Source organism: Leisingera aquimarina DSM 24565 (assembly GCF_000473165.1).
Taxonomy (GTDB): Bacteria; Pseudomonadota; Alphaproteobacteria; order Rhodobacterales; family Rhodobacteraceae; genus Leisingera; species Leisingera aquimarina.
On the sequence record NZ_KI421504.1, the window covers coordinates 3970587 to 3986321 of the forward strand.

At 61.7% G+C, this 15735-nt stretch carries 11 protein-coding genes and 1 tRNA gene; 4 read left to right on the plus strand and 8 right to left on the minus strand.

Going from position 1 to position 15735, the window contains the following annotated elements:
• Positions 1-75: 75 nt before the first annotated feature.
• The 5 genes from AQUI_RS0123995 to AQUI_RS0124015 all read right to left on the minus strand — a co-directional run bounded on the left by AQUI_RS0123995 (position 76) and on the right by AQUI_RS0124015 (position 7946).
• A complete protein-coding gene (locus AQUI_RS0123995; protein ID WP_027259796.1) occupies positions 76-1644 on the minus strand; it encodes a class I SAM-dependent methyltransferase in 1569 nt (522 codons plus the stop codon).
• A gap of 109 nt (positions 1645-1753) precedes the next feature.
• Positions 1754-4021, minus strand: coding sequence for a glycosyltransferase family 2 protein (locus AQUI_RS0124000; protein WP_027259797.1), 2268 nt, complete (start codon positions 4019-4021; stop codon positions 1754-1756).
• Positions 4022-4267: 246 nt separating this feature from the next.
• Positions 4268-4354: transfer RNA gene (locus tag AQUI_RS0124005), tRNA-Leu, on the minus strand.
• Positions 4355-4526: 172 nt separating this feature from the next.
• The gene (locus tag AQUI_RS0124010; protein ID WP_035920185.1) at positions 4527-6128 is read right to left on the minus strand and encodes a caspase family protein; all 1602 of its coding nucleotides are present in this window, start codon (positions 6126-6128) and stop codon (positions 4527-4529) included.
• 207 nt (positions 6129-6335) lie between these two features.
• Positions 6336-7946 (minus strand): peptidoglycan-binding domain-containing protein, encoded by a 1611-nt coding sequence (locus AQUI_RS0124015; protein ID WP_027259799.1) that lies wholly within the window; start codon positions 7944-7946, stop codon positions 6336-6338.
• Between the two features lie 128 nt (positions 7947-8074).
• Between AQUI_RS0124015 and lipB the strand changes: the two genes are divergently transcribed.
• Positions 8075-8725 carry a lipoyl(octanoyl) transferase LipB gene (gene lipB, locus AQUI_RS0124020; RefSeq protein WP_027259800.1) on the plus strand — a complete coding sequence of 217 codons (651 nt, stop codon included), beginning with the start codon at positions 8075-8077 and terminating at the stop codon, positions 8723-8725.
• Here lipB and AQUI_RS0124025 read toward each other — a convergent pair.
• Together AQUI_RS0124025 and AQUI_RS0124030 are read right to left on the minus strand one after the other, a co-directional pair.
• Entirely contained in the window at positions 8722-10416 is a 1695-nt protein-coding gene (locus AQUI_RS0124025; protein ID WP_027259801.1) for an alpha/beta hydrolase, read from the minus strand. The two genes, lipB and AQUI_RS0124025, sit on opposite strands and share 4 nt — an antisense overlap.
• 351 nt (positions 10417-10767) lie before the next feature.
• The gene (locus AQUI_RS0124030) at positions 10768-11193 is read right to left on the minus strand and encodes an HIT family protein (RefSeq protein ID WP_027259802.1); all 426 of its coding nucleotides are present in this window, start codon (positions 11191-11193) and stop codon (positions 10768-10770) included.
• Between the two features lie 235 nt (positions 11194-11428).
• On the opposite strand from AQUI_RS0124030, the gene AQUI_RS0124035 reads away from it, so the two are divergent.
• Positions 11429-13102: a cytochrome c oxidase subunit I gene (locus tag AQUI_RS0124035; RefSeq protein ID WP_027259803.1), complete on the plus strand. Its 1674-nt coding sequence runs from the start codon at positions 11429-11431 to the stop codon at positions 13100-13102.
• A gap of 154 nt (positions 13103-13256) precedes the next feature.
• Complete coding sequence (locus tag AQUI_RS0124040) at positions 13257-13739, plus strand: DUF2244 domain-containing protein (RefSeq protein ID WP_027259804.1); 483 nt, start codon at positions 13257-13259, stop codon at positions 13737-13739.
• 92 nt (positions 13740-13831) lie between these two features.
• On the opposite strand, the gene AQUI_RS0124045 is transcribed toward AQUI_RS0124040, so the two are convergent.
• Positions 13832-14305 carry a GatB/YqeY domain-containing protein gene (locus tag AQUI_RS0124045; protein WP_027259805.1) on the minus strand — a complete coding sequence of 158 codons (474 nt, stop codon included), beginning with the start codon at positions 14303-14305 and terminating at the stop codon, positions 13832-13834.
• Between the two features lie 179 nt (positions 14306-14484).
• Here AQUI_RS0124045 and carA point away from each other — a divergent pair, with 179 nt between their 5' ends.
• Positions 14485-15645 carry a glutamine-hydrolyzing carbamoyl-phosphate synthase small subunit gene (gene carA / locus AQUI_RS0124050; RefSeq protein WP_027259806.1) on the plus strand — a complete coding sequence of 387 codons (1161 nt, stop codon included), beginning with the start codon at positions 14485-14487 and terminating at the stop codon, positions 15643-15645.
• The last annotated feature ends 90 nt before the right edge of the window (positions 15646-15735 follow it).

Here is a 15735-nt window from a genome sequence, read left to right on the forward strand (position 1 = left end):
CGCGGAAAACACCGCAATACCGCAGCCCTCTTTTGCGTTGTATTATCCGAAAAGGATTAAGGATCCGGTTACCGGTCACGGCTCCTTTCCGGCACGGGTCAGGACTGTGGAATATTTGCCGTGCTTGGCCAGCACCTTGACGGTGCCAAAGCTTTTCATGGCGCCGATACCACCGGACCCCTTGCGAATATCCAGGACGATACCGCCGCCCGGGCTGATCTGCCTGCTGAACAAATCCTGATACGTGCCGACGGGATAGTGGAACCCGCAAGACGCCAGGCTGATCACCAGATCAAAGGCACCGAGCGCGGCGGTGTCCTCGGTCTTGGGGTTGATGGTGGTGATTTTTCCAGCAGGCACGCCGTTCTTTTCCAGAAACGCGCGGGCGGTCTCAAGGCTGGTATAGCCTGCGCCCTCCCCCTCAAAGCCGAAATGGCGGCTGTTGCCTTCTTCGATGTCGATCAGCGCGATGCTGCAGCCATAGCGGCGGTGCAGCAGCAGGCTGGCAAAGGCATACCCGCAGCCGATGTCCGCGGCCCGTTCGGGCGCTATGGGATCGGTGGCCTTCAGGAAAAAATCGCACTCCCGTTCCGCGATCCGGATCGATTCATGCAGAATGTGCTGCCGCTGCGACCGGGCTTCAGCCAGCAGCTGTTCTTCGTCACCTGCCATCCAATCCTTGATGGTTTGTCCTGAGCTTGCCAGTTCGGAACGCTGCAGCAGGATGTTGGCGACGTCCTGATCGCTGAACATCGAGTAATCCAGCGCTGCCGGGTCGATTTTTTCCACGGGTATCTCTTCCGGTTCAGGGGCCGGTTGCAGCAGGTGGCGGGTTTTTTCCGCATCAATCCCATGCTGGGCCAGCAAGTCATGGACATAGCAGCCTTCAGCGGGCACGCCGCCGTATTTGGCCGCGATGTTGCGGAAGCGGCGGCCCCAGAAATGGATCGACAGCGTATCGTCGCGGATATGGCCGCGTGCCTGGTTCGGGCGGTTTGGGTTCAGCACCACACCGGCCCGCTTGAACGGTACAGGATAAATCACATGGCCTGGCCGGGAATTCTTGACTTCGCCGGTTTCCTGCAGGAACCAGGTGAGCGCGTCCGGCCCCCAGACCCCCCAGGGCAAAAGCGAAACATGCACCCCCTGCCCGCTGTCTTTCAACGCTTGCAGTTCGGCCTGTTTTTCAGCGCTGTACCAGGGCGGAACAGGGTATTCATCGCTGGTGAAGCGCAACATCGCCGCCAGGGTTTTGGAGGTCTTGGGCAGCCGCAGCACCCCGTTATTGACCATCGGCTTGTCGTCAGAGATCCAGCCATGGAAATGCTTGCCCTTGATATCCCAGGGCTGGCAGCAATAGGCATCGGTATCGGCCCAGATGTAGTTGGTCTTGCGCAGCAAATGCAGACGGAAGACATCGGCATGATACGCCGGGCTGCCGGTGCGGGCGTGGCGGATGATGCGGTCAGCGGGCAGGATCTCATTGGCGTCCGCCACCTGCACCCCGTCGGGCACGCCTTTGACCTCGTCGTAAGTGAACAGCACCACTTCGTGGCCATGATCCACAAAAGATTGAAGGCAAAGCTGCTCCAGCCAGCTGAGTTCTGGGCCCACCCAAAGTGACGCAATGGCCGGAAGTGCCATGATGACTGCCCCTCAAAGAACCAATTAATGCAGCTGTTTAACAGCGCTTTTTTGTTAACGGATTTTAACCTGCACCCTCACGCCCTGTCAACGTACAGGGCGGCGGGGTTCAATGGTTGGTCTCGCCGCGCTCCACTGTGAACCAAAAATCGCTGCCGGGCTCGTGTTCGGCGATTCCGTCCGGGATCACGCCGGGGCCGCTAAGGAACACATTGGCGCCGAAATGCGCGTGCATCCGCGATAGTTTGCACAGTTTATCGCCCGTCAGCTCCTGGAACAGCGCCAACATGTCATCCCGGGTTTTTAGTTCTTCGATTTTCTCGCGGTGCTTGCGGCTGGCGTATTCATGCGCAGCTGCGATATCAGGATCTGCCAGCAGCCGCGCCATCTCTGCCTCCAGAGCCGGGATCATGCGCTGGATTGAGCGTTCCTCCTCAGCGTTGTTGTTCATCCGGAACCAGTAGGACAGCCCTTGATCGCGGTCCACATGGTTCACCCGGCCGCGGTCACGCTTGACCAGAAAGCTTTCGGCGCTGCGCACGGCGTAATGATTGAGCTGCACCAGGTCATAGCCATAGGTGCTCATCGAGGAGCGCCAGCCGTTGCGGAACATCTCCCGCGGCATGTCCTGGCCGGAGCCGTTGACCCAGCGGATATCCTCCCACAGCTGCGGCTTCAGCCCCTTGGGGCGGTGAACCCCCAGCTTTTTGAAGATACCTGTGTTGCGGAACAGGGTCTTGAAGCCCCAGGCCTGATGCGGCTTGCGAGTGACTTCAAAAGCGCAGCGGGTGAATTCGCGCAGGATCAAATCGCCGGTGAAATCGCGCACGTCATTGTTGCCGAACAGCCGCCAGGTCATTGCGATCATGTTGGCGCCGCCCACGGCCTGAAACAGATCGGGCAACCGCCCCTCGCCGCATTTGATGTTGATGAACTCATCCACATCCATGCAGACCAGCCAGTCGGCGTCCCGGATCACCTGCTCCTCCTCCGCCGCCTGCAGTGCCGCGTGCTGCGGCTTCAGATCAGTGTTGCGGAACGGGTTTTCGCGGTGCTGCACGATACCTTTGCCCTGCAGCATCTGCAGCATTGTGTCGGTGCCATCAGTGCAGTCATTTGTGTAGACCAGAAAGTCATCCACCCCGATAGCCCGATGATAGGCCAGCCATTCCAGAATGAACGGCCCTTCGTTTTTCATCGTGGTGACGATAGTGGTCTTGGGCTTGCCACGGCGCCGCTTGATCGCATCCTCCGGAGGGATACGCACGGGCTTGGCGTTAAAATAGCCCGTGGCAAGTGCCAGCAGCTCCGGTGTTTCCACCAGGCTGGTCTTCGGCACGATCTTGGACACCGTGTCGGTCGGATGCCGCAGGGCCATGCAGCGGTAGAACCGCAGATCCTCCGCCGGATCAGCCTCCGCTCCAACCACCCGGATCAACCGCCAAATGCAGTTCCCGCGGGTCGTAACCGGTGCCAGACACCAGCGCGGCCGCAGCCCGGTGGCATCAAACTGCGTGCAGATGTGGTCCGCAAAAGACGCCTGGTCGCCCTTGCGCACCCGCCATGGATAGGCCTGCACCCCGCCCAAGCGCAAACAGCCCGTCGGCGCGGCAACGGCCCGGTCAAACACATTCAGCCCCTCACCTGGGCCATCGTTTGTACCATCGTTCGGGGCCAGCAGATCAAACAGATCGATATTGGCAACCGCGCGGGCCCGCGCCAGAAAGCGGGCACGCAGGATCTCATAGATCAGAAACTCACCCAACGGCGCCCGCCAAGGATCGGCAGGCGGGATCTCCATCCGGTCCTTGCCAGGGGCGCCCGGCACGTTGAAAGGATGCGCCTCCTCCGGCAGGCCATCCTTGCCCAAGGGCAGTTTGGAATGCACGACCACGACCCGTTCAAGCCCCTTAATGGAGCCAGCAAGCGTTTGCAATTCCTCTATAAAACAGCGGCTGTCTTGCGGTTTCGCCCGATCGAGGATGACAGCCCCCTGCAGACCATGCTGCGCCGCATGGAACCGCAGCCATTCGGCCGCTGTTCGGGCTGTTTCACCATTGCGGACAGCGGCCAATACATTGAGTCCGGCAAACAGTTCCGTCTCCTCCGGGTGGAGCGGAACATTGTAAAGCGCCCCCTCAGCGGAGACTGTGACCGCGCTGGGACCGTCCGAAATCTCAGCCTCCAGAACCGGTGCGCCGCCATAGTTGTGCAGAACTGTCTTGCCCGCCGGAGACACAAGGCCAAGCCCCTCCCGCGAGGTTCCGGATTTGAAGAACAGGCGGGCAATCCGCCCGTTGGATGCACGCAGCACCACGGCGTCCAGCAGGGTACTTCCTGCCAGGGACAACGCGCTGAGTTCGCGTTCAAGGATCATGCCGTCGCAATTTCCGTGGTCTGAACTGGGCATACTGCTGCATCACGTTTTTGGCATTGTTGGCTCCGAATGCGAGGCACAAGGAACGCGGCCGGTTATAGCCGGCCCGCAGACCTGCCGGAACCGGGAAACGCCGTTGGCACCCGCCAAAGGGTCCGGCAGCTGATATTCCCGCAACAGCCAGAATCATGCCTGTACGGCCAGCGCATGCGCACGCACGCCATCTGTCAATTTTTTCTGGAAAGTTGGTGCGGTCGAGAAGACTCGAACTTCCACTCCGGTTAAGGAACAGCGACCTCAACGCTGCGCGTCTACCAATTCCGCCACGACCGCACTGTCTTAGGCTTGGTGTCGAGGCGTATAGACCAGCCCGGATGCGATGTGAAGCTGAAAATCATCTTTTTGGGGCAGAATGTGCGCCGTGGCAGGCCACGCCGCATAAGCGCCGGAAAACAGCCGGGTATTCCGGCTGCCTCCGGTTTCTCAACACGCCTTGGGAGCAGTCTCAGTTGCCCTGGGCTGCCAACTGGCGGCGCAGCACCATCTCGCCCGACATCTGGTCGTAGTAGGCCGGGAATTGATCGTGGTTCACAGTGGCAGCCAGATCCTGGACATCCCGGCGCACCTGTTTGGCCAGCTGGTGCAGCGTCATGCCCGGCTGGTTCAGACGCGACAGCAGCGCGCGGGTGAACACCGAGTTCGGATTGGTGTCATTGTCCGACAGCCGGTCCAGCGCGGTTTGCCCCGCCCCGGCCGAGTAGAGGATGAAGGCGCCCTCCGGCGGTTCCATCCGCACCAGGCCGCGGGTGCCGCCGACCGAACGCTGGCCGTCCTTCGGGAAGGGATTGTTTCGGCAGGCGTCCAGGATCATGATGGTTGAACGCGCGCCCTTGCGCTGGAAAGTCCCAAGCACCCGGTCAGCGGCAATGCTTTCCCCGGTCAGGAAGCTTTCATCACCGAAATTCACCATCGGCACATCCGAAGGCAGCAAATAATTGCGCCCGTCGACTTCAACCCCGTGGCCGGCAAAGTAGAACAGGACTTCATCCCCCGGCTTGATCTGGTTGGCAAAGGTCGAAACCGCGCTGTTGATGTCGCGGCGCCCCGCGTCATACAGCGTGGTCACGTCAAAGCCGAGCGCCGCAAGCGTATTGCTGACCGCCAGCGCATCGTTGCGCGCCTTTTGCAGCGCTGCAAGGTTCTGATAACCGTCGACACCGATCACCAATGCGCGGCGGCTGATCAGAGGGGCTGCCAGATCGTTCCTCTGCTGCAGGACCGGGGTTGCCGCAGCGCCGCTGCCCTGGACGGCCGTGCCGTTCTGGATCAGCGCCTGGGCCTGCGCGGCGGCCATTACCTGTCCCTGCTGCACGAACTGCCCCTGTTGCGGCAACTGGCCTTGGGGCACAAATTGGCCCTGCACCTGAGATTGCGGCACGAACTGCCCTTGCTGCCCCTGAACCCAAGGCTGCGGGATGCCATAAGTCTGCGTAATGGCTGCAACCCCCATCTGCTGCTGGCCGTATTGCTGCTGCGCACTCTGCCCGTACTGCTGCGGCACGCCGTAGGTGCCGGTGCTGTTCCCGGCCATCGTGGCCTGGGGCAGGCCATAAGGCTGCGGCGGCTGAGGCTGCGGCGCCATCCGCTCGGCCAAGTAGATCTTCAGCAGCCCCCGCGGCCCATCGGGATGTGCCATCGCCTGCTGACTGGCAAGATAACCGCTGGTTTGCGCCCGCTGGAAGGAGCTGATCAGCAGATCCTTTTCGAAATCATTCAGCTGCCCGCTGACTGGGTAGCCCAGGTATGCCTGATAGGTGGAAACGGCCTCGCGCGTTTTACGCCCCAGCTGCCCGTCGACCGCGCCCGCCGGGAAGCCAAAGTAGTTCAGCGATTCCTGAATCTGTCGGCCTTCCTGAGTGGACGGCAGCCGGGAACGCCGGGGCGCCTTGCCGCCTGAGCGCCGCTGGTTCTTGGACAGGGCGCCGCCGATGATGCCGCCAAGGATGGCACCGGCAGCAAAGTCGCCCGCATCCGCAGAAACACGGGCAGCCGGCGTCAACGCCAGTGAAGAACAGATAATGAATGTGGAAAGCAGCTTGAACCGCATAATCAACCCCTAAGACAATGCACTTTTTAATTGCACAATTTGCATTCAAGACCGCGCGGTGTCAAAGCCGGAATTCCAGCATTTAATGGAAAAACCCGACCACAGCTGCCAGAACGCCCCAAGAGGCCGGCAGCATAGAAATTCAACGCAAAAAATGGCCGGCAGTTCTGCCGGCCACTTGCATTCAACAGCTGCAGCAAACAGCAGTCAGTCAGAGGAGAACGACGGCAGGGCCGTGCCGCCGGAAGCCTGCACCGGCTGCACCCGGCCGCCTGCCAGCTTGGCCGACGCAGTCTTGATCAGCTCTGCCCGCTCAGGCTGTCCAGGGGCAAAGACAGGTGCAGCGCCGCCTTCCAGCGAGATCACGGCCATGCCGTACCAGTCCTGCGCCCGCACTGCCGTGACCGGCGCGCCAAAGCCCAGTGCCAGATGGTGGCCGATCAGTTCGGCATAGGGACGCTGGCCTATGCCGGTCAGGATCAGCGCAGCACCCAGCGCCACATCCATGTCATCGCGGCGGTAACCGGAAAACAGGCAAATTCCGGCGGTATTGGCCAACTGCTCCAGCGACATGCCGGATTGCAGCACGAACTTCTGCACATCGCCCATCACTTCGCCGCTGCCCGCAGTTCCCAGCTTGGCCAGGAAAGGCTGCACTGCCGGGCCGAATGCATCGCACTGGCTGTCGATCTGTGCTTGCGAAACCCCCTGAACCTTGCCGGCCCGGGTCTCGCCCGCATTGATGGCATAGGTACGGGCCAGACAGAATTGTTCGCCCAGCGCCAGTTCCGGATCAGTCATGCTTGCCGCCGTCATGAAGCCGCCGTTGGAGCTGGTCAGAAGGCTGACCTTGCTGCAATAGCTGGTGAGCGAGGCGCTTTGCGCCGGCTGGTCAAACAGGGTGATGCCGCCCAGCGAGGCGCTTTCCTGCCCGGCAAAGGCTGTCACTGTGCTGCGGTTCTGCTGCGCCGCTTGGACTGGAGCGGTTTCGCCCGTGTCCGCCATTCGGCAGGTGCCCTGGTGACAGGCAAAACTGGCGGGTGTCACGCCGCGCGCCAGAAAGTCATTGCGCTGATACCCCTGCGGGGTGGAGGCAAACACCATCACCGAACAGTTCGAGGCGCCGCACCAGAAGGAGCTGCCGGAGACCGAAGTGTCGAGCACATAATCGTTCCGGCCATCGCCGTTCAGATCTGCCAGCTGCATGAAGCCGGTGCGCTGAAGCAGCTGTTCTCCGGTCGGCTCGGAGCTGGCGGCGATTTCTTCCACCGCCTGGCTGACTTCGGACGGCAACCCGCCGTAGCCGCCGCCGCTGTAGCCGCTTCCTGCGGTCCTAACGCCCGCGGCCTCATCCCGCCAGCTGTGCAGCAAACCCCGCACTCCGTTGGGGCCTTGCATGGCCTTGATCACCTGCGGGCCGCCGATTTGCGCCCGGCTGTAGGAACTGACCAGGAAGTTACGCTCATACGGGGCCAGATAGCCGGTGGCCGGATAGCCCATGTGAACCTGATACTGGGAAACGGCCGCGCGGGACCGCCGCCCCAGCACCCCATCCGGCGTGCCAGCATGAAAACCGAAATAGTTCAAGGCAACCTGGGTTTCACGGTTCTGCGCCCTGGTTGCGGAACTTGCCGGTGCGCGGCGGTAGGTGGTGGCACGGCGCTGGCGTTGTTTATTCCTGTGAACTTCATTAACGATAACCCCGCCGATCACCCCTCCGACAATTGCGGCGCCCAATTCGCTCGCGGTCGCAGGGCTGGTGAATGACGTCGCCAGAAAAGCGGCCGTCAATGCCGGCTTAAGCGGCTTGGAAAGCATGATACTCGCCCCCTATGGATACTAACAATGGAATCAGGATACTCCACAGTCGGGGCTGGCACCTAGGGATTTTACGCCCCCTTTACCGGCGGGCGCCCAAAGGATTACGGAAGGGAATAGCAAGAGCCATGGTTGAATGGATCGCATCGAACGGCCTTGTTGAGTATGATCAAGCGGTTGCCTTCATGGAAGAGCGCGCGGCGGCGATCGCAACGGGCGCCGCGGAAGAATGCATTTGGCTGGTCGAACATCCGCCGCTTTACACCGCCGGCACCTCAGCCAAGCGCGAAGATCTGACCGACCCGGACCGTTTCCCGGTCTATGACAGCAAACGCGGCGGCCAATACACCTATCACGGGCCGGGCCAGCGGGTGGTCTATGTGATGCTGAACGTGGGCCAGCGCGGCCACGACGTGCGCCGTTTCGTGCAGCAGCTGGAAAGCTGGGTGATCGCAGCACTGGATGAGTTCAACATCAAAGGACATATCCGCGACGGCCGGGTCGGCGTCTGGGTCGAGCGCCCGGACAAGCCGCAAACCGTTGCGGGCGGCATGGCCGAGGACAAGATCGCCGCCATCGGCATCCGCCTGCGCAAATGGGTCAGCTTCCACGGCATCTCGATCAACGTGGAGCCGGAGCTGGAGCATTTCACCGGCATCGTGCCCTGCGGCATCACCGAATACGGGGTGACCAGCCTAGTTGATCTGGGATTGCCGGTTACGATGGCGGATGTGGACGTCGCCCTCAGGCGCAGCTTTGAACATGTGTTTGGCGGCTAACCCTTGCCCTGTGCTGCTGAAACGCAGTCCTGCAGCGCCGTCAGCACCAATTCCGGAAAGGTGTAAAACAGCAGTGCGCCCGCCTCCTGGCTGACGCAGAGCTGAGCGTTTTTCTGACCGCCGAAAGTAACGCGGATACCGGACAGCGGCGCAACTTGGTCCTCGCCGCCATGCACAAAAACTGCCCGCGTATGCAGTGTCAGCGCCATTTTCTGCGTCCCCTGCCGAATCATCTGCACATCTGCCAGAAAGCCGGCACCGCCTTGCTGCCGGAACAGCAGCTGGCTTTGCTTAAGCAGCGGCAACAGGTCCAGCTGATCCAGCATGGCCCTCTCCCGGCTGTTGCGCGCAGTCTGGACTTTCAGCAGCGCCTTGTGCCCGTACCAGTGCAAGGCCCCTGACCAGGCCTTCATCAGCACGGGCAGCATCCAGCGGGCACGGGCAGCGGAAAAGGCAACCAGCCAGGCATAACCGCTGAGGCCGGAGAACTGCCGCGGCGAGGTGATTGAACAGTTCGAGGCTACGGCCACCAGCCCGGAGATCCGGCTGTGCAGCCGGTTGGCTGCCGCGCAGCCGTACAATGCGCCGCCCCGGTGGCTGAGCAATACCGGTCTTTGCAGGTTTTCGCGGGTGATCAGCGCATCCAATTGCTGCACAAAGGCATCCACCGGGTCCTGCCCGAGCGGCAGCGGCGCCGAGCCGCCGTAGCCCGCGCGCATCGGCGCGTAGACCCGGAATCCCAGTGTCCTAAGCTGCGGCTGCAGGCGCTGCAGCGGCACTATCCCGTCCAGAATCCCGTGCACAAATATCACCGGCTGTCCGGTATCCGCGCCAAACCGGAAAAACTGGCTGCGCCGCCCATTTCTGTCTTCAATTTCCTCAGCTGGCGGCAGCAGCTCGCCCCGGGCAATTTTCAAATCCCGCACATACTCGTTGATCAGGAATGCGGCGAGCCGGATCAGCTCTGCCATTCCCGGCGCCCCGGCGCTGGCCGCAATCTGCTCTAGCTCCGCTGCCACCCGGCCGCCGGCGCCACTCATCACCGTCTTCAGCGGGTCAAGATCGGATTTCTGCAGCCCGAAGGCAGCAGCAACGGGGCCTGCTGCCTCTGCGCTCCATTCACAATCCAGCCGCTCCGCCATGACGGCTGCGACAGGTCCGTCTGGCCCTTCCAGCCGGACAGGGCGGCATAAAAACCGCTCGCCCGGGCGGCCGGTGCCGAGAAACAGAACATCCTGCCAGGCAAACTCCCCCTCGCGCACCTGTTCCAGAAAGATGCTCCACCGGTCTGTTGCGGCCCGCGTCAGCCCCATGGCCGCGGGAAGATCTCCGCCGCTGACAAGCTGCCGGGCAGCGCGCCGCGACGCATTCAGCAGACGCCCCTCGGATCCGACACCGGCCAACAGCCAGAACCGGCTGCAATCGCCTGAATATTCACCGGGATGCGGCCGCCCTGCCCGCTCCCACTGCTGTTCCTGAATCTGTGCTGCCCGTGAGAAATGCGCCTTGAGCGTCGGCACAGCCCTGGGCCTCGCAAATGCGCCCCAGCGGCCAAGATCCTCTCCGGCGTCCCGCCCGGCCGTCGGACTAGCAGAAAACCGGTCGAATTGCTCCGGCCGGATCATCGTTTCATAAATTGCGGCAACAACCTGATCCTGCGACAAGGCCTGCGCACGGCACAAGAGCGTCACTCCGCTCCCTCCAATACTGCTTTCCGCGTCAATTAGACGGCGCCCTGCAAGCATACGTTCGGGCACGGGCGTTCACCCGCTTGTATCAGGCTGTCAGCCTGGCAACTGAAAATTCCCGGCTGATGCCGCCCTAATCCGGGCTGGCATACCGTGCCGGACCACCCAATTCTTGGGTCCCCATACGCTTGGGCGCGGGCGCCCTCTTTGACCTACAACTAATTTGCGAAACAGCTATGATCAAATTCAACTAAAATTCAACATTTATTTCGGATGCACAAATTCGCATTGAAATCACCGCCGTAATTCCAGCGGTGATTTCAGTTTCTCAAAGGTCCTGCCGCCAGGTCCGCATCAGTGCCCGGCGAGTGCTGCGCGGATCTGTTCCGCCTGCGCCTGGATCAGCGCCTGATCCCCCATAGTTCCCGGCGGGCGCAGCCGGTCGCCCTCCTTGCGCGGCAGCACATGCATGTGCAGGTGAAAGACCTCCTGCCCGCCCGCGGCCTCGTTGAACTGCTGCACGGTCACCCCGTCCGCGCCAAAGGCCCTGATCACCGCATGCGACAGTTTCTGCACCGTCTGCATCACCGCTGCCATTTGCGCGGGGCTGGCGTCCAAAAGGTTGCGGCACGGGGTTTTCGGGATCACCAGAAGATGCCCGTCGCTGCGCGGCATGATATCCATGAAGGCCAGTGTATCGTCATCCTCATAGACACGGGCAGAGGGAATCTCACCGCGCAAGAGTTTAGCGAAGATATTGTCGGGATCATAAGCGGGCATGCGTCTGGCCTCCTGATTTTGGCATTGCTGCGGTTGTGCGCGCGCCGTGCGGCCAGGTCAAGCACCCCAGGGCGATGCTGCCTGCATGGCATTCAAGCCCCTGCGGCAATAAATCTTGATCCAGATCAAACTCCGCCATTGAAGGCCCCGGCACGCCATTCTAATACTCCAAGGAATCCAGGCCGCCCGGAGTCCGTCTCCGGGGGCCTTTCGTTATGCAGCAGGAGGCACATAAATGGCAGACGCAGCCATTCATGGTCACGGCCACGAGGACGAGCGGGGCTTTTTCACCCGCTGGTTCATGAGCACGAACCATAAAGACATCGGCATTCTCTACCTCATCGTTTCGGCGATCGCAGGTCTCATCTCCGTTATTTTCACCGTCTACATGCGGCTTGAGCTGATGGATCCCGGCGTTCAGTACATGTGCCTGGAAGGCGCACGCATGTTCGCAGACGCCTCTGCGGAATGTACGCCGAACGGCCACCTCTGGAACGTGATGATCACCGCCCACGGCATCCTGATGATGTTCTTCGTGGTGATTCCGGCGCTGTTCGGCGGTTTCGGCAACTACTTCATGCCGCTGCAGATCGGCGCGCCGGACATGGCGTTCCCGCGGATGAACAACCTCAGCTTCTGGATGTATGTCGCAGGCACCTCGCTGGCGGTCCTCTCGGTTGTCTCCCCGGGCGGCAATGACCAGCTGGGCTCCGGCGTCGGCTGGGTTCTGTACCCGCCGCTGTCCGTGAACGAGGGCGGCTACTCGATGGACCTGGCGATCTTTGCCGTGCACGTCTCGGGCGCGTCTTCGATCCTGGGTGCGATCAACATGATCACCACCTTCCTGAACATGCGCGCCCCGGGCATGACCCTGTTCAAGGTGCCGCTGTTCTCCTGGTCGATCTTCGTCACCTCCTGGCTGATCCTGCTGTCCCTGCCGGTTCTGGCAGGCGCCATCACCATGCTGCTGATGGACCGCAACTTCGGCTTCACCTTCTTTGATGCAGCCGGCGGCGGCGATCCGATCCTGTACCAGCACATCCTGTGGTTCTTCGGCCACCCGGAAGTGTACATCGTGATCCTGCCGGGCTTCGGCATCATCTCCCACGTGATCGCAACCTTCGCACGCAAGCCGGTCTTCGGTTACCTGCCGATGGTCTGGGCGATCATCGCGATCGGCGTGCTGGGCTTTGTCGTCTGGGCGCACCACATGTACACCGTCGGCATGTCGCTGAACCAGCAGGCCTACTTCATGCTGGCCACCATGGTGATCGCGGTGCCAACGGGCGTGAAGGTGTTCTCCTGGATCGCCACCATGTGGGGCGGCTCGATCGAGTTCAAAGCCCCGATGATGTTCGCCTTCGGCTTCCTGTTCCTGTTCACCGTCGGCGGTGTGACCGGCGTGGTGCTGTCGCAGGCCTCCGTGGACCGCGCGTATCACGACACCTACTATGTGGTTGCGCACTTCCACTATGTGATGTCGCTGGGTGCTGTCTTCGCGATCTTCTCGGGCATCTATTTCTACTTCGGCAAGATGACCGGCCGCCAGTACAACGAGCTGGGCGCCCAGATCCACTTCTGGATGTTCTTCATCGGCGCCAACCTGACCTTCTTCCCGCAGCACTTCCTGGGCCGTCAGGGCATGCCGCGCCGGTACATCGACTATCCGGAAGGCTTTGCTTACTGGAACAAGATCTCGTCGTACGGCGCGTTTCTGTCCTTTGCATCCTTCCTGCTGTTCTTCGGCGTGGTGATCTATTCGCTGCTGCGCGGCGCCCGTATTACCCAGAACAACTATTGGAACGAATACGCGGACACGCTGGAGTGGACCCTGCCCTCTCCGCCGCCTGAGCATACCTTTGAAATCCTGCCCAAGCAGGAAGACTGGGACCGCTCGCATTCCCACTAAGCGGTTGCGATACTGACATCAATAAAAGGCCCCGGCGCAGATGCACCGGGGCCTTTTTCATACGCACGCTCCGCGGTAAAAACCCGCAGTGGAAATCCCACATTTCCGGCACATCATTTAATAGAACCCATTTTAGTCAACAGGCGTTGAACAGATGCCCTACAACTGGACCCGTCCGCAGCACGGCGCCGAGCGCGAGCTGCACCTCTGGCCGCATCAATCGCTACCGCCCCATGGCTATGTGCGGTTCCTGGGGCTGACTGCGGCGCTGATCTGCGTGCCGCTGATACCCGTTCTGGGGTCTTTTCTGCTGTGGGGGCTGCTGCCCTTCCTGCTGCTGGCGCTGTTCGGAATGAAATGGGCGCTGGACCGCAACCGCCGCGACCATCAGATCATTGAGGTGCTGACCATCGGGAAAGAAGAGGCCCATCTGGAGCGCATCAATCCCGATGGCGGCCGTCAAAACTGGCGCTGCAACCGCTACTGGACCCGCGTCGAGATGCATGACCATGACGGCCCGGTGCCGCATTATGTCACCCTGCAGGGCGGCGGCCGCGAAGTGGAGATCGGGGCCTTCCTGTCCGAAGACGAACGGGTCGCGCTTTACGGCGACCTCAAATCAGCCTTTGCGCATTGACCGGAAAAAGAAAAGGCCCGCAATGCGGACCTGTCCATTTCATCTTTGCAAAAATACTCCCGCCGGAGGCAGCGCGCCAGCGCGCCTTGCTATCAGCAGCCGCCTTTGCTGCAAAGCTGGTCCTTGACCAATGGCCCGGCTTTGCCGAAATCCATCTGGCCGGTGTATTTCGCCTTCAGCGCACCCATCACCTTGCCCATGTCGCGAATCGATTCGGCGCCGGTTTCCGCCACCGCCGTGGTGATCGCCTCTCCGACCTCCTCGTCGCTCAGCTGCTGCGGCAGAAACTCCTCGATGATGGAGATTTCGCCCAGTTCCCGCTCCGCCAGGTCCAGCCGCCCGCCCTCCTCATAGGCACGGGCGCTTTCGTTGCGCTGCTTGGTCATCTTACCCAAGATGGCAAGGATTTCCCCCTCGTCAATGCCGCCCTCCTCGCCATCGGCGCGGGCGGCGATTTCCCGGTCCTTGATCGCCGCGTTGATCAGCCGCAGCGTACACAGCCGCTCGGCCGCCTTGTCTTTCATCGCTTGCTTCAAGGCCTGATTGACCTGTGTGCGCGTATCCATCGTAATAAGCATCCCATGGTTGCCGGACACCGATGGTTATCCATTCTGCACCCGCTGTGCAAGTTTACTATAAACTTCCTATTCCGGACCCGGCGTCAGCCTGCCCGCTGCTGCAGGCTTGACCCGCTTGGGCGCTCCCCTTACAAGCCCATGAATTTCACCGCATGGAGACTCGCGCAATGGCCGCTTCCGCCCCGTCCAAGCCCACCGCATGCCTGGCGCTCGCAGATGGCACCGTCTTTTACGGCACCGGTTTCGGCGCCACCGGCGACACCGTGGCCGAGCTCTGCTTCAACACCGCGATGACCGGCTACCAGGAGATCATGACCGATCCTTCCTATGCCGGCCAGATCGTCACCTTCACCTTCCCGCATATCGGCAACACCGGCGTGACGCCCGAGGATGACGAGACCGGCGACCCCGTCGCGGCCGGCATGGTGGTGAAGTGGGACCCGACCCTGGCCTCTAACTGGCGCGCCACGGAAGAGCTGAAATCCTGGCTGGCCCGCACCGGCCGCATTGCCATCGGCGGTGTCGACACCCGCCGCCTGACCCGCGCGATCCGCCAGCAGGGCGCGCCGCATGTGGCCCTGGCACATGACCCCGAAGGCAACTTCGACGTTGAGGCGCTGGTTGCCAAAGCGCGCGACTGGTCTGGCCTGGTCGGCCTCGACCTGGCCAAGGATGTGTCCTGCGCCCAAAGCTACCGCTGGGACGAAATGCGCTGGGCCTGGCCGGACGGCTTTGCCCGCCAGGAAGCGCCTGCGCACAAGGTTGTGGCCATCGACTATGGCGCCAAGCGCAACATCCTGCGCTGCCTCGCCTCGGCTGGCTGCGACGTCACTGTGCTGCCCGCAACCGCCACTGCCGAAGAGGTTCTGGCCCATAATCCCGACGGGGTGTTCCTGTCCAACGGCCCTGGCGACCCCGCAGCGACCGGTGAATACGCGGTGCCGATGATTCAGGACGTCTTGAAAACCGAATTGCCCGTCTTCGGCATCTGCCTGGGCCATCAGATGCTGGCGCTGGCGCTTGGCGCCCAGACCGTCAAGATGAACCACGGCCACCACGGCGCCAACCACCCGGTCAAGGAGCATTCCACCGGCAAGGTTGAGATCACCTCGATGAACCACGGCTTTGCGGTGGACGCGCAAACCCTGCCGGAAGGCGTCGAAGAGACCCATGTCTCGCTGTTCGACGGCTCCAACTGCGGCATCCGAATCTCCGGCCGCCCGGTCTATTCGGTGCAGCACCACCCCGAAGCCAGCCCCGGCCCGCAGGACAGCTTCTACCTGTTCGAACGCTTTGCCGAGGCCATGGCTGCGCGCAAATCTGCGTAAAAAAGATATTAACCATGCCGCCCGCCGGCATGGTTAACGCTGCATTTACCAATTCTTAAACCCCCACCGCCAGCCTGAAGCCCTCAGGTG

Bases quoted from the DNA above. Each gene is read 5' to 3' on its own strand.
- AQUI_RS0124030 (WP_027259802.1), bottom strand. From the start codon at position 11,193: ATGCCCGCTTATGATCCCGACAATATCTTCGCTAAACTCTTGCGCGGT.
- AQUI_RS0124000 (WP_027259797.1), bottom strand. From the start codon at position 4,021: ATGATCCTTGAACGCGAACTCAGCGCGTTGTCCCTGGCAGGAAGTACC.
- AQUI_RS0124040 (WP_027259804.1), top strand. From the start codon at position 13,257: ATGCCCTACAACTGGACCCGTCCGCAGCACGGCGCCGAGCGCGAGCTG.
- AQUI_RS0124010 (WP_035920185.1), bottom strand. From the start codon at position 6,128: ATGCGGTTCAAGCTGCTTTCCACATTCATTATCTGTTCTTCACTGGCG.
- AQUI_RS0123995 (WP_027259796.1), bottom strand. From the start codon at position 1,644: ATGGCACTTCCGGCCATTGCGTCACTTTGGGTGGGCCCAGAACTCAGC.
- carA (WP_027259806.1), top strand. From the start codon at position 14,485: ATGGCCGCTTCCGCCCCGTCCAAGCCCACCGCATGCCTGGCGCTCGCA.
- lipB (WP_027259800.1), top strand. From the start codon at position 8,075: ATGGTTGAATGGATCGCATCGAACGGCCTTGTTGAGTATGATCAAGCG.
- AQUI_RS0124035 (WP_027259803.1), top strand. From the start codon at position 11,429: ATGGCAGACGCAGCCATTCATGGTCACGGCCACGAGGACGAGCGGGGC.
- AQUI_RS0124015 (WP_027259799.1), bottom strand. From the start codon at position 7,946: ATGCTTTCCAAGCCGCTTAAGCCGGCATTGACGGCCGCTTTTCTGGCG.
- AQUI_RS0124045 (WP_027259805.1), bottom strand. From the start codon at position 14,305: ATGGATACGCGCACACAGGTCAATCAGGCCTTGAAGCAAGCGATGAAA.